The sequence below is a fragment of the Psychrobacter sp. H29 genome, from assembly GCF_059073055.1.
The window spans coordinates 91,712-112,996 of the sequence record NZ_JCACRY010000001.1 but is presented as its reverse complement, the minus strand read 5'-3'; the positions used below and the strand labels follow the sequence as shown (position 1 = coordinate 112,996).

The 21,285-nt window shown below is 43.2% G+C and carries 18 protein-coding genes; 1 reads left to right on the top strand and 17 read right to left on the bottom strand.

Annotated elements, in window-relative coordinates:
• Window positions 1-162: 162 nt before the first annotated feature.
• From AC5JP1_RS00485 to AC5JP1_RS00430, 12 genes are all read right to left on the bottom strand, one after another.
• Window positions 163-771, bottom strand: a complete 609-nt coding sequence (locus AC5JP1_RS00485) for a BLUF domain-containing protein (protein WP_493842714.1) — start codon at window positions 769-771, stop codon at window positions 163-165.
• A gap of 419 nt (window positions 772-1,190) precedes the next feature.
• Entirely contained in the window at window positions 1,191-1,922 is a 732-nt protein-coding gene (gene ispD, locus AC5JP1_RS00480) for a 2-C-methyl-D-erythritol 4-phosphate cytidylyltransferase (RefSeq protein ID WP_493842713.1), read from the bottom strand.
• A 116-nt stretch (window positions 1,923-2,038) separates the two neighbouring features.
• The gene (locus AC5JP1_RS00475; protein ID WP_319051264.1) at window positions 2,039-2,347 is read right to left on the bottom strand and encodes a septum formation initiator family protein; all 309 of its coding nucleotides are present in this window, start codon (window positions 2,345-2,347) and stop codon (window positions 2,039-2,041) included.
• 161 nt (window positions 2,348-2,508) lie between these two features.
• Complete coding sequence (gene eno / locus AC5JP1_RS00470) at window positions 2,509-3,825, bottom strand: phosphopyruvate hydratase (RefSeq protein WP_493842712.1); 1,317 nt, start codon at window positions 3,823-3,825, stop codon at window positions 2,509-2,511.
• 334 nt (window positions 3,826-4,159) lie between these two features.
• Entirely contained in the window at window positions 4,160-6,520 is a 2,361-nt protein-coding gene (locus AC5JP1_RS00465) for a heavy metal translocating P-type ATPase (RefSeq protein ID WP_493842711.1), read from the bottom strand.
• A 339-nt stretch (window positions 6,521-6,859) separates the two neighbouring features.
• On the bottom strand, window positions 6,860-7,084 hold the full coding sequence (locus AC5JP1_RS00460) for a heavy-metal-associated domain-containing protein (protein WP_493842710.1): 225 nt from the start codon (window positions 7,082-7,084) through the stop codon (window positions 6,860-6,862).
• A gap of 263 nt (window positions 7,085-7,347) precedes the next feature.
• Window positions 7,348-7,602 carry a heavy-metal-associated domain-containing protein gene (locus AC5JP1_RS00455; protein WP_493842709.1) on the bottom strand — a complete coding sequence of 85 codons (255 nt, stop codon included), beginning with the start codon at window positions 7,600-7,602 and terminating at the stop codon, window positions 7,348-7,350.
• 26 nt (window positions 7,603-7,628) lie between these two features.
• Window positions 7,629-8,504, bottom strand: a complete 876-nt coding sequence (kdsA, locus tag AC5JP1_RS00450; protein ID WP_493842708.1) for a 3-deoxy-8-phosphooctulonate synthase — start codon at window positions 8,502-8,504, stop codon at window positions 7,629-7,631.
• Between the two features lie 235 nt (window positions 8,505-8,739).
• Entirely contained in the window at window positions 8,740-10,374 is a 1,635-nt protein-coding gene (pyrG, locus tag AC5JP1_RS00445; protein WP_493842707.1) for a CTP synthase, read from the bottom strand.
• A gap of 206 nt (window positions 10,375-10,580) precedes the next feature.
• On the bottom strand, window positions 10,581-11,705 hold the full coding sequence (locus AC5JP1_RS00440) for a porin (RefSeq protein WP_443525973.1): 1,125 nt from the start codon (window positions 11,703-11,705) through the stop codon (window positions 10,581-10,583).
• Window positions 11,706-12,008: 303 nt separating this feature from the next.
• Window positions 12,009-13,118 carry a porin gene (locus AC5JP1_RS00435; protein WP_493842706.1) on the bottom strand — a complete coding sequence of 370 codons (1,110 nt, stop codon included), beginning with the start codon at window positions 13,116-13,118 and terminating at the stop codon, window positions 12,009-12,011.
• A gap of 591 nt (window positions 13,119-13,709) precedes the next feature.
• Window positions 13,710-15,908: a malate synthase G gene (locus AC5JP1_RS00430; protein ID WP_493842705.1), complete on the bottom strand. Its 2,199-nt coding sequence runs from the start codon at window positions 15,906-15,908 to the stop codon at window positions 13,710-13,712.
• A gap of 736 nt (window positions 15,909-16,644) precedes the next feature.
• Here AC5JP1_RS00430 and AC5JP1_RS00425 point away from each other — a divergent pair.
• On the top strand, window positions 16,645-17,295 hold the full coding sequence (locus AC5JP1_RS00425) for a MiaE family protein (protein ID WP_493844405.1): 651 nt from the start codon (window positions 16,645-16,647) through the stop codon (window positions 17,293-17,295).
• A gap of 170 nt (window positions 17,296-17,465) precedes the next feature.
• On the opposite strand, the gene AC5JP1_RS00420 is transcribed toward AC5JP1_RS00425, so the two are convergent.
• From AC5JP1_RS00420 to ppk1, 5 genes are all read right to left on the bottom strand, one after another.
• Window positions 17,466-17,663: a hypothetical protein gene (locus AC5JP1_RS00420; RefSeq protein ID WP_493842704.1), complete on the bottom strand. Its 198-nt coding sequence runs from the start codon at window positions 17,661-17,663 to the stop codon at window positions 17,466-17,468.
• A 145-nt stretch (window positions 17,664-17,808) separates the two neighbouring features.
• Window positions 17,809-18,168: a hypothetical protein gene (locus AC5JP1_RS00415; RefSeq protein WP_319051271.1), complete on the bottom strand. Its 360-nt coding sequence runs from the start codon at window positions 18,166-18,168 to the stop codon at window positions 17,809-17,811.
• Between the two features lie 99 nt (window positions 18,169-18,267).
• On the bottom strand, window positions 18,268-18,516 hold the full coding sequence (locus tag AC5JP1_RS00410; protein WP_319051272.1) for a hypothetical protein: 249 nt from the start codon (window positions 18,514-18,516) through the stop codon (window positions 18,268-18,270).
• A gap of 73 nt (window positions 18,517-18,589) precedes the next feature.
• Entirely contained in the window at window positions 18,590-18,760 is a 171-nt protein-coding gene (locus AC5JP1_RS00405) for a hypothetical protein (RefSeq protein ID WP_493842703.1), read from the bottom strand.
• Window positions 18,761-19,083: 323 nt separating this feature from the next.
• Entirely contained in the window at window positions 19,084-21,228 is a 2,145-nt protein-coding gene (ppk1, locus tag AC5JP1_RS00400; RefSeq protein WP_493844404.1) for a polyphosphate kinase 1, read from the bottom strand.
• Between the last annotated feature and the right edge of the window lie 57 nt (window positions 21,229-21,285).

Below are 21,285 nucleotides of genomic sequence, written 5' to 3'. Positions count from 1 at the left end.
CCACTAAAAGCCCCCTTCATAATCTATTATGGAGGGGGCTTTTTTTATGTTGATTTTTAGTGCTCAAACGATTCATTCAAACAAGAAAGCCAGCATCTAGTGCTGGCTTTTTTCGATTATATTCTAAGCTAAATATTACCTACTATGATATAGGTCTATCGATTACAGCATTAGCCACAACAATGTAGCAGCTATCATCAAACCCAGTACCGTCTGAATCAAAAAGAACGCCTGATGCTGACCAACAACTTTGCTCAAAGTTACCCCCAGAGTACTATACTTAACAGGTGGCGTATCGATTTCACCTGTTTTACTTCGTTCTTCGTAATAGCCCTGCAAAACATCTAAGAACCTCTCCCATTCACTAGTGTTCCAAGTCTGGGGCTTAAACGGCATGAGCTTTTTGAGTTCAGGGTCTTTGGTCATCCAACGCTCAAGTGTGATAGAGCGTAATGACCAGCTACCAAATCGGCGCTCAGTAATTTCCGAAAAATCTAAAATCTCTAAATCCTTGTGTCGATCATCTACTAACAAGCGATTTTTTAAGTTTGTTAGCGCCTGTTCTGAACCTTCTACGCATTGGAAAAAGTAACCGTTGCCGTAGCAAAGGATACCCGTAATATTATTGGTATGGTTACTATCAACTGCGGTCTCTGAAATGTCATTAAGCGTGCTAGGACTTGAAAGACCAGTAGAGGTAATCCGGCTTATATATACAAGACGGCAGAGATCTGTCGTTACTGGATTTGTCGAATCGTTGATTGTTGACAATCAGCTTCTCCCTATTATTAGGTAAATGTCGCTAAAACAATCATACTAACTTCAGAAAAATATAGAGACAACGCTTCTATGCGTGATGAATGAGTCTGATATATTATTGATTTTATAAGTTTTTATATTAATTGTATTAAGTTAGTTACATCATAGGTTAGTTTAGTCATCAAAGCAACCTCTTTCGATTGATAGTCTCATCTCTGTACAAAAAACATGTAACAACAATATATTATATTTCAAGTTAATATATGCGAGCTGGTATATACCGTGATATAGGCTTTTTACTACTTACTATGATTTGATATTTGAGAAGGCATTAAGACACCAACTAATGATTGATGTTTATAGAATATGTGAATCGAGAATGGTAGCTGCCTTATATAAAAAGCAACTTGATCGTGTTGAGGGGAATGGAGTTAGGATTGAATAGTCAGAATTGCTGAGAGCAACACCGCATCATCGGGATACGTAAGCTTTATGTTTTGTCGACTACCAGACACTAGACGTATCGGTAACTCTAAATATTCAAAAGCACTGGCTTCGTCAGTAATACTGAGCTGGTGTTCCGATACATAATTTAGGACCCGTCTGAGCTGCCCTAAACGAAATACTTGCGGCGTTTGTGCTTGCCATATATTGCTACGGTCAATAGTACGCTTGGCATAAGGGCTTTTACTGCTGCCCTCTTCTATCGATACCGGCTTTGTATGAGAGGTTTTTAACGTATCTGCTACTGGTGTTGCCAAGATAGCGCCATAAGGCTCCCTCATCGCCGCTTCAATAACTTGATCTATATCAGCAACAGGCACTGCAGGACGAGCCGCGTCATGAATTAGTACCAGATCTGAATCATTCGCGCCTGTCTGACTGATTGACTCAACCCCTGCTTTTACCGACTGCCAGCGCTCTTCTCCGCCGACTGCGTAGTATATAGGGATAGCAAACTCTAGCTGCTGCGCTGTATTATCATCTGCCGCTATAACCAACAGACACTTATCGATATAGGTACTACGACCGAGCCGTGCCAAACTATGCTGCAATAATGTCTGATCTTGCAGTGTCGTATACTGTTTGGCGATAGACGCACCAAAGCGGCTGCCGCGACCAGCTGCGACAATCATAGCGTGAATGCTTGGGGGTTTATTCATAGTGGTGTACTCATGGTTGGGGCCATGACAGTATATTTAAAGGGGAACGCTGAAGAGGTGAAAGGTAATTACTGATTTTGTGATAGGTCATAACGTCCGGTAGTACTTCATACAAACTAGTAAGCGCTATGGGTCGTAGGTGCAGTAGACACTTGAACGAAGGTCTCATTGGGCTTAATCAGTCCCAGGTCTAGACGCGCATGTTCCTCTACCGCTTCAAGTCCGGTTTTTAAGTCTTGAACATCGGTACGTAATAGGTTGTTTGCTGCCACTTGATTGTCATTCATGCGCTGTTGATCTTCAATTTGAGTGGTCAACTTATTATGTTCAAACCGACCATTTTCACCCAGCCAATACTGATATTGCAATCCCAAAAGCACTGCAACGGCTAAAGCAAGTAGTATAAATTGGCTAAAGTATTTCATAAGATGATAACGCCAAACGACATAGAAAGAATGATATTAGGGTTTTGAGCTGATCAAGCGATACATAAGTGATTATATACCGCCTGATTTTGACTGTCATCTCAGTTTACGATATCGGGATCTTTGACGTACAATACACATCAAAAATCCCAGTCAATCTCTTAACCACGTAAACCGATAAACTCTTCACGGCCACGATAGCTTGCACGTACTTGCTGCTCGATACGTAGCAACTGGTTGTACTTTGCAACGCGGTCTGAGCGGCATAGCGAGCCTGTTTTGATCTGACCTGCTGCCGTACCAACTGCTAAATCTGCGATAGTGCTATCTTCAGTCTCACCTGAACGATGCGAGATAATAGTAGCGTAGCCATTTTTCTTCGCCATATAGATCGCATCTAGCGTCTCTGACAAGGTACCAATTTGATTAAACTTAATCAAAATAGCATTGGCAATATGCTTATCAATACCTTCTTGCAAGATCGCAGGATTGGTCACAAACAGATCATCACCAACCAACTGGACTTTATCACCGATCTGCTCAGTCAAATACTTCCAACCATCCCAATCCGACTCATCAAGACCATCTTCAATAGAGATAATAGGATACTGGCGTGCCAGCCCAACTAGGTAGTCTGAAAATCCTTGGCTATCAAACGCTTTGTTGCCTTCGCCTGCCAAAACGTATTGACCATCTTTATAAAACTCACTGGCTGCACAATCTAGCGCCAAATGGATATCTTCACCGGCTTTGTAACCGACTTGCTCGATCGCCTGCATAATGACGGTAATGGCTTCTTCGTTACTACGTAAGTTTGGTGCAAACCCACCTTCATCGCCGACTGCTGTATTTAGACCTTGTGATTTCAACACAGATTTCAAGCTGTGGAAAATCTCTGTACCAGCACGCAGCGCTTCTGAAAAGCTAGTGAAGCCTACAGGCTCAATCATAAATTCTTGGATATCAACCGTATTGTCTGCGTGCTCACCACCGTTCAAGATGTTCATCATCGGTACAGGCATAGTCAATGACGTCTGATTACGCAGGTTGGCAATGTACTGATGTAATGGTAGATTTTGTGACTTAGCTGCCGCTTTGGCAGTAGCAAGTGACACCGCTAGCATGGCATTGGCGCCTAGGCTTTCTTTGTTTTCTGTGCCATCTAATGCAATCATGGCATCATCGATACCTTGCTGCTCAGTCACATCTTTGTCCATCAAAGCACTACGAATTTGACTATTGACATTAGAGACGGCTTTTTTGACGCCTTTACCCATATAGCGAGCATTATCGCCATCACGTAGCTCAAGCGCTTCACGTGAGCCTGTTGATGCGCCACTCGGAGCAGCAGCACGTCCGACAGTGCCATCAGCTAAGATCACATCAGCTTCGATAGTTGGGTTACCGCGTGAATCTAAAATTTCACGAGCGCGGATGTCTTTAATTGCGGTGACGTTGTTGGTTTCTTCAGCGTACATAATGTCTGTTAATTCCTTTGGTCATGCCAAGTTTGTGAGATAAATAACGGCAACTAGAATACAAAAAAGATAAAGCAAAATATCATATAGCACATACACCAAGAACACCCTAACCCTATATGTCATATAACTATACTGACATAGTAATGACAGGTTTTTTGAGCGCGTTAATGGTTGGCTATAGTGCTTGGCATCATAGCATATATTTTACCAAACTTCCCTTATCTTACACTGACTTGCGGTCATAAATATAATCAGAGATAAGCATATCTACTATAATGTTTCGGTCTGTATTCATACAACCCTACAGCCAAGCCAACACTTTTACTTATGCTTATGTTTTTATTAAAGGGTCTTTGTCCGTAGGGGAAACGGGTACTACCTGCTCAAACTCAACGGCTGTCTGAAAACGTGTCAACCGTAGTGCATTCATTAAGACAGAGATGGAGCTCATCGCCATAGCAGCGGCTGCAATCATTGGATTCAAAAACCCAAGTGCAGCAAGCGGAATACCAAGACAGTTATAAACAAAAGCAAAAAATAGATTCTGTTTGATATTGCGTAGTGTTGCTTGAGCGATTTTTTGCGCTGCATCGATATGCATGAGCGACTCACCCATCAATCGTGCAGAGGCGCTATGCTGCGCCACGTCCGTCCCCTCGAACATAGCAAAGCTGGCATCAGCGGTCGCCATCGCTGGCGCATCGTTAACCCCATCTCCTGCCATGGCTACTTTATGACCAGCCGTTTGCAAACGTGCAATTTGGCTAGCCTTGTCACGTGGACTCATCTTGCCATAAGCGTTGTCGATGCCAAGCTGTGCTGCCACATGATCGACGACAGATTGCTTATCACCACTCATCAAAATCACATTGATACCCGCATCTTGTAGCGCAGTGATTGCCTGCGGCGTATCTGCTTTTAAGTCGTCAGCGAGAGCGAATGCCCCTAACGGCTCATCGTTAATACTGATTGCAACCGTACTGGCAATTTGCCAGACCTTTGGCATCAGTTTAGGTAACGTTAAGTTCGCAAACTCTGGCGTACCAATTTTTATCAGCCCAAGCCCTTCGATATTTGCCTGTATGCCAGCACCTTTTATCACACTAACATCAGTCACATCGAATAGTGACAGCTGACGGGCTTTGGCTGTATTGACTAACGCTGTCGCTAATGGATGACTGGCATGCGCCTCGATACTGGCAGCGATCTGCAACACATCATCAACAGCAAGCGATCGATCTACCATGACATGATCGACGATAGTCGGTCTACCGATGGTCAATGTACCCGTTTTATCAAGTACCACTGTGTCAATATCGCCTGCAGCCTCTAAACTTTGCGCATCTTTAAACCATACGCCATGACGCGCCGCCACACCCATACCAGCCATGATAGCCGCTGGTGTGGCTAGACCCAGGGCACAAGGGCACGCAATGACCAATACCGATACGGCATGCATCAACGCAGTATCAACCATGCCTGTTAGCCACCACGTGACTCCAAAAGTAATCAACGCAATAGCAACCACGATTGGAACAAATACTGCGGTCACTCGATCAGCAAGACGAGCTAAGTTGGCTTTTGAACCTTGGGCATCACTTAATGCTCTTACCATATCACCAAGTTTTGTGTCACTGCCCTTGGCACTAACGCGATAGAGCAAGCTGCCATTCTCTACCAATGCACCTGCTAGCAACTCATCACCCTGCTCTTTTTTGAGCGCTACTGATTCACCCGTTAGATGACTCTCCACACACCAGCCACTACCGGATATCACGGTGCCGTCAGTAGCGACACGGCTGCCTTGCTTAGCACGTAGGACGTCATCCATTTGCACATCAGATAACCCAATATTATGAAATTCACCATTTGGTTGCTGCTGCTCTACTTCATCAGGTGTCAATGACAATAATAAATCAATACTGTTTAGGCTGTGCTTCTTGGTACGTTCCTCAAGATATTTACCTGTACGCACAAAGGCAATGACCATCACCCCTGCTTCAAAATATACGGCTGGGCTATTACTCGCACCGTGTCCACCTGCATGTCCACTTTGCAAAAGACTGTTTAAAGTACCATCGCCATGCGTGAGCCAAAGGTAAGTCGAATACGCCCATATGGTGACAGTACCAATAACTACCAGTACATCCATATTGGCAAGACCACCTTTGATCGATGCCCAAGCACTTTTGTAGAACGGTAGCGCAAAGCCAAACTGCACAATCGTTGCTAAGATAAACTGAACCCAGATATGTGGCATCCACGCCATGCCAGAACCTGTCAGCATGCCTGCCATACCAACCAAAAATGGTATCAGACAAATCCACAATCCAATTAAACGCCATGGATACTTAGTTGCCGTACCCTCATCTGTCTGTGCAAATAAGCTATCGCTGGCTTGTAGGTTGGCGACAAATCCCGTTTTGTTCACCCATTCTGTAACTTGTTCAGGTGTCGTCTCAGCTGGATCGTATTCTACATTGGCAGTCTCACCAGCAAAACTCACGCTCGCCTCGTAGACCGACGGTTTCTTGTTAAGCACCTTTTCAATTCGTGACGCGCAGGCCTGACACGTCATACCATCAATGGCTAATTGTAGATGGGCACGTTGCGGCGTGATCGGTGTGTTTGACTCCACATCAGTATCGACGTCGTAAGGCTCTTCAGTGGCGGTATGGGCGTTCTTATTCATAGAAATAACTCGTCATAGCACCTATAACTACATAAGCGCCATCATACAATATCAGTGGATTAATAAAATATTCAAATAAAACAAGCACAGCAATGATTATAAAAAGTGCTGTTTAGGGTCTATTCCTATAACGCAAAGACATACAGCAATAGCCTCAAACAGTACGTTGTAGACAGTCATTATTACCCAGCTACTCAAACGAAGCACTGTTACTTAGTCAACAGCAGTAAGCTAAAGAAATCTGAAACACAGCCTTAAGTTTAGAAATGCTCACCATTAAAAAACCAGCTAACATGCTAGTAATAACAGGTTAGCTGGTTTTTTGGGAAATAACATGATCTACGAGTTGGCAACTGCTGCTTCAAATCCAGCATCACTGATAGCTGAGGCAATAGTCTCTGCGCTGGTTTTGCTATCATCAAAGGTGGCCGTGGCTAAGCTGTCAGCCAAATCAACTGTGATGATATCTAAACCGTCAATGTCAGCGGTAGCCGCATGTACACTTGCCACACAGCCGCCACAAGTCATACCATCAATTTGAATAATACGTGTTTGGTCTGCCATATTAGGCTCCTTATTTTTATAAATAAAAATGGCTAATAGTGAAAATGTCTATAATCGTTGTCTCTCGACTATTTATTCTTGTTACCTATCTTTATAGACCCTATTAGGTCTTTAGACACACTATCAGAGTGGTGTTAAATAAGCATAAACTTTATCATTTTCACTAACAAGACTGTTTGGTTGTTACTTTATTACTGACACGATATTTCACGACTAAACAGGCAAGGACTAACCGTGCATTTAAACAAAATGATGCACACAAACTAATCGTGATGGTGCGGGTTCTGCGGTGCCTCAATAGGGAATGGCTGCGTCACATAGTCCACCATGCTGATTGCCGCTGTTAGAGCATGGATACTGGTATCCGTATCATCATAGCTCACTATGGCGACGTCATGAGCAGGATCAAGATCTATCTTGATCACGCCTGAGATATTTTTGAGCGCTGTCATTACGCTATCTAGACCTTGCTCATCATTTATATTTTCGATACTGACTTTAGCCATTTGAATTGCCATGGTACAACCCTCCTATTATTTCGATATCAATGAGTATCCAAGACATCAAAACCTTTTACCAAATCATCAATTTGCTTGAGCTGGCGTAAGAACGGCTCTAGTTGGCTCATACGCAACGCACAGGGTCCATCACACTTTGCAGTTTCTGGATTTGGATGCGCCTCCAAAAATAACCCTGCCAATCCTGTCGCCATACCCGCACGGGCAAGCGTTGTGATCTGCTCACGGCGGCCGCCTGCACTATCACTACGCGCACCTGGCTGCTGCAAACTGTGCGTCACATCAAAGAATACAGGGATATCCATCTGCTTCATGGTATCAAAACCAAGCATGTCAACGACTAGGTTATTATAACCAAAGGCACTACCACGCTCACATAGTATGAGCTTATCATTACCACCCTCTAAGCACTTATTGACGATATGGCGCATCTCATGCGGCGCCAAGAATTGTGCCTTTTTGATATTGATAATCGCATCTGTCTTTGCCATCGCATGGACTAAGTCCGTCTGACGTGATAAAAAAGCTGGCAGCTGAATGATATCAGCGACCTCAGCGACTGGGGCGGCCTGATGCGGTTCATGCACATCGGTAATGATGGGTACTTGGAACTTTTCTTTTATTTGACCTAACCAATCAATTCCTTGCTCAAGTCCAGGGCCTCGGTATGAGTGCAGGCTTGAGCGATTGGCTTTATCAAAGCTCGCTTTGAACACATAGCCGATACCTAGACGCTTGCAGATATCTACATACTGCTCTGCAATCTCGAATGCAAGCTCTTTAGACTCTAAGACGTTCATACCACCAAATAATACAAAAGGCTGGTCGTTACCAATGTTAATCGTACCGCCAGTAGGCGTGCTCAGTGCGATGTGTGATTGTGCTGTCAATAAATTTTCCATGAAGTCATTACCTCTTATATTGTTATTAATATACTTATCCCATATTGTAACCGATAGCCCAATTAAAAAAAGTATGTAAGCGTAATTAGCCATTATCGATAGAGAGTACTATAAGGCCGTTATTAGACAACCAAACTTATGAGCTGTCATTGCTTGTCATTGAGCAAAAAAAAGACCGATCCGAAGATCAGTCTTTTTAAGAATAGCGATTCTACTTTACACTACATGCCAAGCACTATTTAGCTTCGCTATGGTTTTTTGCTGCTTTTACAAAACTATTGAACAATGGGTGACCACCGCGTGGTGAGCTGGTGAACTCAGGATGGAACTGCACCGCGACAAACCATGGATGCTCAGTAATCTCAACAGACTCTACCAAATGCTGCTTGGCAGAGTAGCCAGAGATCGTCATCCCTGATTGCTCTAATGGCTCGATATAGCGATTATTCATCTCATAGCGATGGCGATGACGCTCAGTGATGTTGTTAGCGCCATAGATCTGGGCAAGCTTACTACCAGGAACGAGTTCTGCTTGCTGTGCGCCTAGACGCATGGTACCGCCAAGGTCTGAGTCATCACTACGAATCTGTAGCTCGCCGCGCTCATCTAACCATTCGGTGATAAGCCCAATGATTGGCTCAGCTGTCTTACGATCAAACTCAGAAGAGTTAGCGTCGATACTCAGTACATTGCGGGCGTATTCAATGACAGCCAGCTGCATACCAAGACAAATACCTAAATACGGCACATTGTTTTCGCGAGCATAAGTGATGGCTTTTATTTTACCCATCGTACCGCGTTCACCGAAACCGCCTGGTACCAAGATGGCATTGGCATCATTAAGACGGGCAAATAACTGCTCATCACTTTCTAAAAGCTCAGCATCGATATAGTCGATCTTGACATCTACTTTGTGAGTGATACCTGCATGCAATAAGGCTTCATTGATAGACTTATAGGCATCCGGAAGCTCAACATACTTACCAACCATAGCTACCGTCAAGGTGCCTTCAGGATTTAGCTGTGCTTCGACAACCTTGTCCCAATCGCTCAAATCAGCTTCAGGCACATCCAAACCAAAACGCTCACAGATAAGATCATCTAGGTCTTGCTCGTGTAGCGTACGCGGTATTTGATAGATACTTTGTGCGTCTTCACACATGATAACCGCGCGCTCTTCAACGTTAGTAAATAGCGCAATCTTGCGGCGGTTATCTTGAGAGATATGATGATCAGAGCGACAGATTAAGATATCAGGCTGTAGGCCAATAGAGCGCAGCTCTTTTACTGAATGCTGTGTCGGCTTGGTTTTGGTTTCACCTGCGCTAGCAATATACGGCACTAAAGTAAGATGCATCAGCATGGCGCGATTGCGCCCCAGCTCTACTTGCATCTGACGTACAGCTTCCATAAAGGGAAGTGATTCGATATCACCAACCGTACCGCCAATCTCGATAATAGCGATATCATACCCTTCGCCACTGGCCAGAATTTTGCTTTTGATCTCATCAGTGATATGCGGGATAACCTGTACAGTACCACCTAAGTACTCACCGCGGCGCTCTTTATTTAGAACGTTTTGGTAAATACGACCACTGGTGAAGTTATTACTTTTACTCATTTTTGAATGACGTAAAAAGCGCTCGTAATAACCCAAATCCAAATCCGTCTCTGCACCATCTTCGGTAACGAAGACTTCACCATGCTGGAACGGACTCATCGTACCTGGATCGACGTTGATATACGGATCCATTTTGGTCATCGTGACGGTCACGCCACGTGCTTCTAATACCGCTGCAAGAGAGGCTGCGGTGATACCTTTTCCTAGTGAGGACACTACCCCACCGGTCACGAATATAAACTTGGTCATAGTACTCTGTCGGTAATTGGTAAAGAAGGATTTTACTAAAAATACACCATAAAATATAGGGCAAAAATGCAAACTGTCTGAAACTCTTATTCTTTTGTATAGGTAACAAACATTTTTCTATTATTAAAACGCCATACAACAAAAAACCCACCCCGAAGGATGAGTTTTTCGATATTTACCGTAGTAGCTATACTAGAGTAGCTATACTAGAATTTGTATTCTAAGCCGCCACCGATAGCGAATACATCTGCATCACCGCGCGCAGCAACTTCAGCAACCGTATCGTCATCATAATTTCTGACTACTAGGAGACCATTGTCTAGATCTGCAGAGTTTTGCCCGATATAGGCATGAGCAATAATGTTGTCTTTAAACATATATTTGCCACCCAGTACAATCTGGTCTGAATCATTACCATCAAGACCCGCTAAGTTTTCGGTCTTGTCATACTGTAGATAAATAGAGGCAGGACGTGCAAAATTGGTCAGGCCCATCTCAGCACTGACAACCAATCCTTTTTCTTCTTCGTCTTGCTGATCAAAATCTACTTGCTGATATAGCGCGCCTAGTGTCACTGGATAAGCCATATATTTGCTCAAATCGATACTAGTAGTACCGCGAAGAATTTCGCCACCATCTGAGACAGACATGTCTTTGTCATAAGCCACACCAGCTGTAAAACCAGCACCTGGGTCAAACATCAAAGACGCACCAAAACCGCTGTCACGGTCATCGTTGTCAGAGACAAATGACTCGTCAGCCCCATACTGTAAAGACAGCTCTAGCGGTAAACCATTGTATTTCGGTGCAATCCATACGATAGAATTGTTGATACGGCCACCATCAGTAAGGGTCAATGCTTCGCTCAATGTCCCTTCATCAAGAGAGCTTGAGCCGATGTTGTCCCAATAGCCTTGGTTTACGGTGACGTTGTTGATGTAATCAGAGACTGAGTAGTTACGACCGAAGCGGAACTGACCATAGTTTTTGTTTTTTAGACCGAGATAAGTATCACGGCTTTTGAAGCCAATGTTACTACTACCGCTGTCATCAATGCTAATGCCATATTCTAACTGGTAAATAACATCAGTGTTGGCAGTAATGGCTTCAGACCCTTTGAACCCTATACGTGAAGAATGTGAATTGACCTGCACCGAACTATTATCTTCGTTGACGTTGATAGTATCACCAGGTAGATCCATAGACTGACGGTCAAGTTCAGCATTGACATAGTTAGCAGTCACGAATGCTTTACCGTAGACAGTTGGCGCTGCCTGAGCGGCAGAAACTGATAGCGTTGCAATTGCTGAGGCTAAAAGTAATTTTTTCAAAGGGTATCTCCACTTTACGATTTGAGTGATAAATTGGCTAGGATTGGCCGATACATATAATGGTTGGGTGACTACCCTATAAAACATTCATATATATGAGCCAGAAGCATTACTTAGACACAACTTTACCAACCAAATATTACAGTAAGGTGAAAAAACCAAAATTTACACGGTTGTTACTATTAATTTTACGGATTCTGTTATTTAAGACACGCTGTTGTTTGAAACACGCTACTGATTATAGAACAAAAAAAACTCACCCCGAAGGATGAGTTTTTATATGCTATCTATTTACGTGTGATATTAGAATAAGTATTCTAGACCAGCACCGATAGCGAATACATCAGCGTCGCCACGTGCATCAATCACGTCACCAGCTTGATCAGTCTCAGCATCTCTTACGATGAATAGACCGTTGTCTAGATCAGCTGAGTTTTGACCGATATAAGCGTGAGCAATCATGTTGTCTTTGAAAGAGTACGTGCCACCCAATACAACTTGGTCTGAGTCGTTGCCGTTAAGGCCACTCAAGTTTTCAGTTTTGTTGTACTGAAGATATACAGTTGCTGGACGAGCGAAGTTAGCCAGACCCATTTCAGCACTTAAGATTAAACCGTCTTCTTCGTCTAAACCATCATAATCAGCTTGCTGATATAGTGCACCCAATTTTACTGGATAAGCAACATACTTGCTCAAATCGATAGTCGCACTACCACGTAAGATCTCACCATCAATACTCATATCGTCATCTAATGCGATACCAGCAGTGAAACCGTTACCTGGGTTGTATATCAATGAGGCACCATAGCCATTGTTGCGATCATCGCTATCATCAACAAAACGCTCATCAGCGCCATACTGTAATGCTAGCTCTAATGGTAGGTCGTTGTACTTAGGTGCGATCCATACGATAGAGTTGTTTACACGGCCACCATCAGTTAGTGTCAAAGCTTCAGCCACATCACCACTGCTTAAAGAACTTGCACCAATGTTATCCCAGTAACCTTCAGTAACAGTGACGTTGTTGATATAATCAGATACTGAGTAGTTACGACCAAAACGGAACTGACCAAAGTCTTTGTTTACTAGACCAAGGTAAGTGTCACGGCTTTTGAAAGCGATGTTGTCTTCGCCAGTATCATCAATCTTGATGCCATACTCTAACTGATAGATAACATCAGTGTTAGCAGTCATTGCTTCAGAACCTTTAAAACCAAGGCGTGAGATGTTTGAGTTGATTTGTACTGAATCGCTGTCTGTACTGATGCTAGTATCGCCGTCCATAGTTTCGCGATCAAGTTCAGCATTTACGTAGTCAGTAGTAACGAATGCTTTACCATATAAGGTAGGTGCTGCTTGTGCGGCAGATACAGATAGGGCTGCGATTGCTGATGCTAAAAGTAGTTTTTTCATGGGGTATCTCCACTTTACAATTGTAGTAATGAGCAAGCTATAAGTAGCTGGCGCCCATAATGGTATCGTCACAAATCCTCAAAGATATAATGTGTAACTGGCTACCGAGATTAGTCAGAAACAAGTGTGGCGAATTTCTATTACAGTAAGATAAAAAACCATGACTCACATGACTGGGATTAAACAACGTAACTGCCATGTAAACTTAATTTTTTATTGCTCCGTGCGTAACATCCGTTACCAAACTCATACTTCGAATACAAGCATAACAACTTTGACATAATTTGCAACATGTTTTTTTGCTTTTTCGATACATCCAGTATCGAATACATAACCACTATCAAACTTTGGCCACTCACAAAAAAAAGCCCTATCTACTCAATTAGATAGGGCTTTCATTGGTTAATATCATTACTAACAATGTTAATAAATACGGCTAAATGAACCGTTACAAATGCTAATTATCGATAAATAATTAGCATCGATAGAAGGTCTATTGTCTTATTTTTGACATATTTGATAGTCACAAATAAGCAATATTGGCTTCTATACTTTAGGGATTAGGAGATTTTGTTACATCTAACTTGAAGCTTAAGCATCTGCTTTTAGATCAAGACGCGCTTGATGCAATAGTGGTTCAGTATAACCACTAGGCTGCTCGCGACCTTTAAATACCAAATCACATGCTGCTTTGAAGGCATAAGAGCTATCAAAGTTATCTGCCATTGTCTGATAATCACTATCGCCTGCATTTTGCTCATCTACGACTTTTGCCATGCGCTTCATGGTATCCATCACTTGCTGCTCGCTGACGACACCATGATGCAACCAATTGGCAATATGTTGACTAGAGATACGCAAGGTCGCGCGATCTTCCATTAGACCGACATCATTAATGTCAGGTACTTTAGAGCAGCCAACGCCTTGATTTACCCAGCGTACAACATACCCCAAGATACCTTGAGCATTGTTTTCAAGCTCTTGCTGCTTTTCTTCGTCAGTCCAATTGGTGTTCTTTGCCAATGGAATAGTCAGGATATCGTCTAAGCTGGCGCGCTCACGTGATTTTAGATCGTCTTGTACGTCGGCCACACTGACTTGATGATAGTGGATGCTGTGCAAGGTAGCACCTGTTGGTGATGGTACCCACGCCGTGCTGGCACCAGACTTAGGATGAGCCGCCTTAGTGTCCATCATCTCTTTCATTTCATCAGGTTTCGCCCACATACCTTTACCAATCTGAGCATGTCCCTGTAGACCTGTCTCTAAACCGATATCCACGTTCCATTGCTCATAAGCTGGCTGCCATGCTTGCGATTTCATTTCACCTTTTGGTACAAATGGACCTGCATTCATGCTGGTGTGCATCTCATCGCCAGTACGATCTAGGAATCCTGTGTTGATAAAGATAACGCGCTCTTTTGCTTGGCGAATGGCTTCTTTTAGGTTGACCGTCATACGGCGCTCCTCGTCCATAATACCGATTTTGAGCGTATTGCGCTCTAGACCCAGCAAGTCCTCCGACGCATCAAACAAATCGTTGGCCATTTTAACTTCTTCAGGACCATGCATTTTTGGCTTAACAATATACATAGAGCCTTTACGTGAGTTTGATAGCTCGTTTTTACCTTTGATATCGTTGAGTGTCAATAATGGCGTGATTAGACCATCCATTAGGCCTTCAAACACTTGCTCCTGACCGTCGCCCAAATCAACTAAAATTGCAGGGTTTTGCATCAAATGACCAACATTACGGATCAACAGTAGCGAGCGACCTGGTAGGATTAGCTTGCCACCATCTGGTGTATTGTATTCACGGTCTGGGTTTTGTTTACGAGTACGTGTCTTGCCACCTTTTTCGAAGGTTTCTTGTAGATCGCTGTTCATCAGGCCGAGCCAGTTATGATAGACTTCAACTTTTTCTTCTGCATCTACAGCAGCAACTGAGTCTTCACAATCTTGAATTGCGGTCATGGCTGACTCAAGTAGCACATCTTTAATATTTGCTGGATCATCTTTGCCGACTGGATGGTTGGCATCAATCTGAATCTCAGCATGCAAGCCATTATTTTTTAGTAGCACGCCTGTAGGCTCGTCAGCTGCACCAACGAAACCGACAAACTTACTGGTGTCTTGTAGCGCGGTAGTGCTATCGCCTTGTACGACCTCAAGCTGACCATCGATAATCTTAAAGCCAGTCACATCGTTATATGACCCTGATGCTAATGCGAAATGTTCGTCCAAGAATGCCTTAGCATAGGCAACAACGGCTGCCCCGCGAGTAGGGTTATAGCTGCCTGTTGCTTCTTGACCATTTTCGTCACTGATCACATCGGTGCCGTACAACGCATCATATAAGCTGCCCCAACGCGCATTGGTCGCGTTGAGCGCGTAACGAGCATTACGTACTGGTACGACTAGCTGTGGACCTGCGATATGAGCAATTTCATCATCGACGTTTTTTGTATCGACCGTAAAGTCATCACCCTCTGGTAACAGATAACCGATTTCTTTTAAGAATTTTTTATAAGCTGGGTAATCGATCTCGCCCTCTTTGGCAGGGTTTTGCAAGTGCCACTCGTCAATCTGCGCTTGAATCTTGTCTCGAGTCGCAAGCAGCGCTTTGTTACGTGGTGTGAATTCTTTAATAACTTTTTCAAAGCCTGACCAGTAACTGTCTGAGTCGACGCCGACTTTTGGTAGCACTTCATTCTCAATAAAGTCATACAACTGCTGGTCGATGGCAAGAATACCTTTTTGAATACGATTGGCGTTAGAAGACTGGCCCATGTTGTTATCCTTATTTGTTTGTGAGGTGTGGTAATACTAAGTTGTAATGATCACTATTGAAAAATACGTGTTGCCAATGGCTATGTATATAAGTTAGCAATCAGCATATATACCAACATATAATGTATGTTCAATATCGTAGCAGGGATTTTCGACCATTTATAAAGAAAGACTGTATAAATCTTATATTTTGATACAGGATTAGCAGTTGCTATAATACACACTACCCGCTACTAAATGACAATCAGTAGTAAGACACTATGCCTAAAAAGCAGAATATCATCCTACTATCAAATAATAAAATAAACAAGCAATCCTCATTTAGTAGATAAATACTGAGGTTGTATAATAATGATACCGTACAGAGCGTAAGCTATAGAGGCTATGACTGCCCAACACAAACTTGTGAATGCTCAGTTTCATCTGAATAGTAAGTAGCCATTGCTATGTAAAGTAGTGTTCAAATACCCTCTATCATTCAATACATAGACTGGTAGATAGAAGTTAATATCAATCGTGTTGCAAGCGCTTGCCAACCAGTTTTCCTAAACCCACACTTATAAAAAAGTTCTTTTATACTATGACCACAAACCAGCCAGAACTCTCAACATTAATGCCGTCAGATACGATTAACAAATGCAAAGCTCATGATGATAGCTCTCAAGAAGCAGCTGAACACAGTATCTCTAAAGCAGATGTTTCCAAGACAGACGTTATCGCACAGGGCAATATCGAGATGGAGGAAGACAGTGTCGATATCGCGCATCTGCGCTCCCCTATCAAAGTAGATCTATCTCCTGTTTATAGTTTTTTGGGCGCGCGCACCACACAAGCTTGGGTATATGCTGCCCTTAATAACTTGCCACTGATCATTCAAGATCATGCCAACTGCGAAAAGAAGGCTGCGGGTACCGCGATGAACTTAATATTCCGTTATGAGTTCTCCTATGACTTGCAGCGTAAATTGGCACAGCTGATACGTGAAGAGATGCTGCACTACGAGCAAGTGCTAGGTATCATGAATGAGCGTGGTCAGGACTGGAAATATTTGAGTGCTGGTCGCTATGCTAAGGGTATGCTAAAGCACAAGCGCACTTATGAGCCAGCAGCGATGGTAGATGTTTTGATTATTGGTGCATTTATCGAGGCGCGATCTTGCGAACGCTTTGCAGCATTGGCCGAGGTTATCGATGATGAACGCCTAGCAAAGTACTACCGCTACTTACTAAAGTCAGAGAGTCGTCACTTCGAGGACTACCTTGTGCTTGCTCAATCGTTATCAGAGGATAATATCGATGAGCGGGTTGCATTTTTTAAAGAGGTAGAGGCTGAACTGATAGACAGTCCTGATGCTGAACTGCGCTTTCATAGTGGCACGCCTGCCTAGAAATGCCTATATAACCGATATCTTGTCGCTAATATTTCGTTACTACCATATGCAACAGACATAGAAAAAGGCACTGCAATTGCTTGAGTGATAGACTCTTTTAATTGCAGTGCCTTTTTTATTTATGCTAATACTGAAGCTGATATCGAGGCTAGTATTGGCTACTAGTGCTATTTATTATTTTCCATAAGCGAGCTGTCATATTGCTTATTGCTTTTGGCAACATTGTGCGGGTCATGATCTCCAGTTGCTTCGTCTGCTGCTGGATTTACTTTCTGTAGCGCGTCGTCTGGCACGATACCGTTGTTGTCATCTGCATCTTTTAAACTATATTCGTCAGTAGCATGCTCATCATGTGATTTGGTCATCGGTATCCCCTATTATTTTTATTTGTTGCCGAGTACATCTTCGGCTCAGTGCAGTTTTGCTTGATACGTTAAATACAACCGATGGCGTTATGGACGCCATTTGTCTTCACTTGGTTCTGCTCAGTGCATCTAGTTCTCAATGCAACTAGTCTTTGTCATCAGGGTTCAAAGTGCGCGTTTGGGCATTATCAATGTTTGCATAGCGATTCATATTATTGATTTTATCGCTATCAGGCCCTTCACTACGGACAGTTTCTTCATTGATATTATCATCAAAACCATTACCTGGCTGATCACGGCGATCAGGCTGACGTGCTGGATTGTCATTTTTGTTGACATGTTCAGACGCTACCACACCTTCTTCAAACGTATCAGTGCCTTTATTTTCGCTAACGTTTTCTTCTAATTCATCGTGATTTTCGACTGTTTGCGAATCATCTAGTGTTTCATGAGTATCAGTTTTTGCTATTTTAGTTTTACTTAAAGCGGGATCTCTGGTTTCCATTATCTTGTCCTTATTATAATTATCGTTTGTATTACTAAAATCTTAATGTACCATTTATGGCGATTTTAATATGCCATTTATAGCAATTATCAGCAATTATCAGTCGGCTTTTCTGCTTAAATCATGAGCATTCAACTCTCCAACGTTTTTGCCACCCGCCGGTAAGTTCTCTTCTTTACGTGGGTCAGCGTATATTTCGTCAGTCTCTTGAGAGTCTTGTTCAGGACCATCTATTTCTGGCTCGTGCTTGCGTCCTTCGTAACTGTCTTTAGGGTTATCTGATACTGTTGCTGCTGGATCGTCCACAACCACTTTTTCTTCATTATTTTTCTGTCCTTGAATCGTCATGGTCTCTCCCTCGCACGATTATTATTTATTAGTTGCTAATTTGGTATTTTAATTTGAGTGCCAATATGGACTGTTATTTATCGGTACGTAATGCATCATCAATAAAAGGTGTTTGCTCTTCTTCACTTAGCTGCTCAGGAGCGTCAGTTTTACTACTGTCTTTTAGGTTCTTTTCTATTTCTTGACTGTTCACTTGATCAACCGCTTTTTTGATATCCGAAGTGTTATTATTTTCAGTACTCATAGTGTATTCCCTGTTCTTTATAGTTCGATTATTTTAGAAACTTTATGACACTATATAATTGTATGAAGTACAAACAAATAAGTCTTCGATTACAGATCAGATAGCGTCACAATCGAGATTAATTATAAGTAGGACAACGTATATTGCACCAGTGTACTGCCGTATCAATATGTGAATAAATGTGAGGTTACAAGACAGTTTGTAACTTTTCCAGTTGGTCAGCACAAAAAAAACCAAGCACTGGTATTCACCAGTGCTTGTTTGGATAGCTAATTAAATAGATAATTAAAGCGCTAGAAATCTGCTAAATGCATTTTGACAAATTAGTTAGACTCTTCAACACGGTTGATCAGTTTTAATAACTGCTCTTGTGCGACGTGAGGCTCTTCGCCTGCCACTGGTTGTCGCTGCTGCCATACACCTGTGCCATTCAGTGTCCATGCTTGCACATTGTCTTGTAAATAATTGATCAACCCATCCTGATAAATCTGCTTAAACAGCTTTCTATTCTCAATCGGGAATGCGACTTCTACGCGATGGAACAAGTTACGATCCATCCAGTCGGCACTACCACAATACAGACGCTCATCACCGTCGTTGTAAAAATAATAGATACGGGTATGCTCCAAAAACCGACCAATAACAGAGCGTACGGTGATGTTCTCAGACAGCCCTTTTACTTGCGGACGTAGACAGCACATAGACCGTAGTATCAGCTCGATTTTGACGCCTGCCTGCGACGCGTCATATAGTTTATCGATAAGACGACGCTCAGTCAGGGCGTTTGCCTTGATAATGATATGGGCGCGCTTGCCTGCTTTGGCATGAGCGATCTCATCATCGATAAAGCTCATCAGTTTGTCGTGCAAGGTAAACGGCGCATGTAGCAGTTTTTTGAGATTGGCAGGTTTACCCATCCCTGTCAGCTCTTGAAAAATCTTATGTACGTCTTCTGAGATATCAGGGTCGGCGCTAAACAAACCATAATCCGTATAGACTTTAGCGTTAGCCGCATGATAGTTACCGGTTCCTAAATGTATATAGCGGCGGATTCGATCTTCTTCACGGCGTACGATGAGCATGAGTTTGGCATGAGTTTTGTAGCCGACGATACCATAAACCACAACGGCCCCTGCCTCTTGCAAATAATTGGCAACAGCAATATTAGAAGCCTCATCGAAACGGGCACGCAACTCGATAACAGCCGTCACTTCTTTGCCGTTGCGGGCGGCCGCGGCTAGCGCTTTGACAATTTCTGAATTGGTACCTGAACGATATAGTGTCTGCTTAATCGCCAACACTTTGGGGTCGCTCGCTGCTTGCCAAAGCAAGTTGATAATGGGCGAGAAGGCATGAAAAGGATGATGCACGAGCACATCGCTCTTACGCAGCGCAGCAAACATACTGGTCGATTTGTCGGACTTGTCCATCTCTCGGCGGAATGGTTTTGGCACGACATGAGTGAATGGCTGATAACGCAGTGCAGGAAGATTAAAATCAAAAAGCAAACGCGTCAGATTAACTGGTCCGTTGACACGGTATAGCTGATTGTCATGCAACTCAAACTCATTGAGTAAATAATCGCTAATATGGGCAGGACAGTTTGTGGTCACCTCAAGACGAACCTTGTCACCAAAGCGGCGGTTTTCAAGCTCACCCTCCAATGCTTTGGCAATATCTTCAACGTCATCTGCCAAATCTAAATCGGCGTTGCGTGTGAGTCTGAACTGATGACAACCGGTCACGCTCATACCCGGGAATAACTCACCGATATGCTCATGAATGATGGCGGAGAGCATCACATGATGTTCTTTGCCGCCAGTCAGCTCATCAGGCAGACGAATGACACGCGGTAGACTGCGAGGTGCAGGTACAATGGCCAAGTTAATATCACGACCAAAGGCATCCTTGCCCTCTAGTGTCGCGATAAAGTTCAAGCTTTTATTAACCAAGCGCGGGAATGGGTGGGCAGGATCAATACTGATGGGGGTCAATACAGGCAATACTTGCTCAGTAAAATAACGCTTCATCCAAGCAGACTGCTCAGCATTCAGCTCATCACGCTTTAGATAGCGAATATCTTCGAGCGCAAGGGCGGGCAAGATATCTTCATTAAGAATACGATACTGCTCACTGATCGCAGCATGAGTAATGATGGATATCTCATTTAGCACTTCACTCGGACGCATACCATGGGCGCTGGTTGACACATCACCGATATTGAGCTTTTGCATGATACCAGCGACACGAATCTCAAAGAACTCATCGAGGTTGGATGAAAAAATAATCAAAAAGAACAAACGCTCAAGCAACGGGTGGCGACTACTGGATGCCTGTGCCAACACACGTAGATGGAACTGTAATAGAGACAAATCTCGATTGATATAACTGCTGGGTGAATAGCTGCCATCTTCTGAGCGCTGCCACTCTATTTCGGCTAGTTCCTCACGATGACTGCTTACACTCATGTCTTGATTTGTATTTGCGCCCGTATCTTCGCTGTGATGATTGACATCAATCATCTC

Bases quoted from the DNA above. Each gene is read 5' to 3' on its own strand.
- kdsA (WP_493842708.1), bottom strand. From the start codon at position 8,504: ATGGAAAATTTATTGACAGCACAATCACACATCGCACTGAGCACGCCT.
- AC5JP1_RS00465 (WP_493842711.1), bottom strand. From the start codon at position 6,520: ATGAATAAGAACGCCCATACCGCCACTGAAGAGCCTTACGACGTCGAT.
- eno (WP_493842712.1), bottom strand. From the start codon at position 3,825: ATGTACGCTGAAGAAACCAACAACGTCACCGCAATTAAAGACATCCGC.
- AC5JP1_RS00425 (WP_493844405.1), top strand. From the start codon at position 16,645: ATGGAGGAAGACAGTGTCGATATCGCGCATCTGCGCTCCCCTATCAAA.
- AC5JP1_RS00430 (WP_493842705.1), bottom strand. From the start codon at position 15,908: ATGGGCCAGTCTTCTAACGCCAATCGTATTCAAAAAGGTATTCTTGCC.
- ispD (WP_493842713.1), bottom strand. From the start codon at position 1,922: ATGAATAAACCCCCAAGCATTCACGCTATGATTGTCGCAGCTGGTCGC.
- AC5JP1_RS00455 (WP_493842709.1), bottom strand. From the start codon at position 7,602: ATGGCAATTCAAATGGCTAAAGTCAGTATCGAAAATATAAATGATGAG.
- AC5JP1_RS00405 (WP_493842703.1), bottom strand. From the start codon at position 18,760: ATGAGTACTGAAAATAATAACACTTCGGATATCAAAAAAGCGGTTGAT.
- AC5JP1_RS00410 (WP_319051272.1), bottom strand. From the start codon at position 18,516: ATGACGATTCAAGGACAGAAAAATAATGAAGAAAAAGTGGTTGTGGAC.
- AC5JP1_RS00475 (WP_319051264.1), bottom strand. From the start codon at position 2,347: ATGAAATACTTTAGCCAATTTATACTACTTGCTTTAGCCGTTGCAGTG.
- ppk1 (WP_493844404.1), bottom strand. From the start codon at position 21,228: ATGAGTGTAAGCAGTCATCGTGAGGAACTAGCCGAAATAGAGTGGCAG.
- pyrG (WP_493842707.1), bottom strand. From the start codon at position 10,374: ATGACCAAGTTTATATTCGTGACCGGTGGGGTAGTGTCCTCACTAGGA.
- AC5JP1_RS00460 (WP_493842710.1), bottom strand. From the start codon at position 7,084: ATGGCAGACCAAACACGTATTATTCAAATTGATGGTATGACTTGTGGC.
- AC5JP1_RS00415 (WP_319051271.1), bottom strand. From the start codon at position 18,168: ATGGAAACCAGAGATCCCGCTTTAAGTAAAACTAAAATAGCAAAAACT.
- AC5JP1_RS00420 (WP_493842704.1), bottom strand. From the start codon at position 17,663: ATGACCAAATCACATGATGAGCATGCTACTGACGAATATAGTTTAAAA.
- AC5JP1_RS00435 (WP_493842706.1), bottom strand. From the start codon at position 13,118: ATGAAAAAACTACTTTTAGCATCAGCAATCGCAGCCCTATCTGTATCT.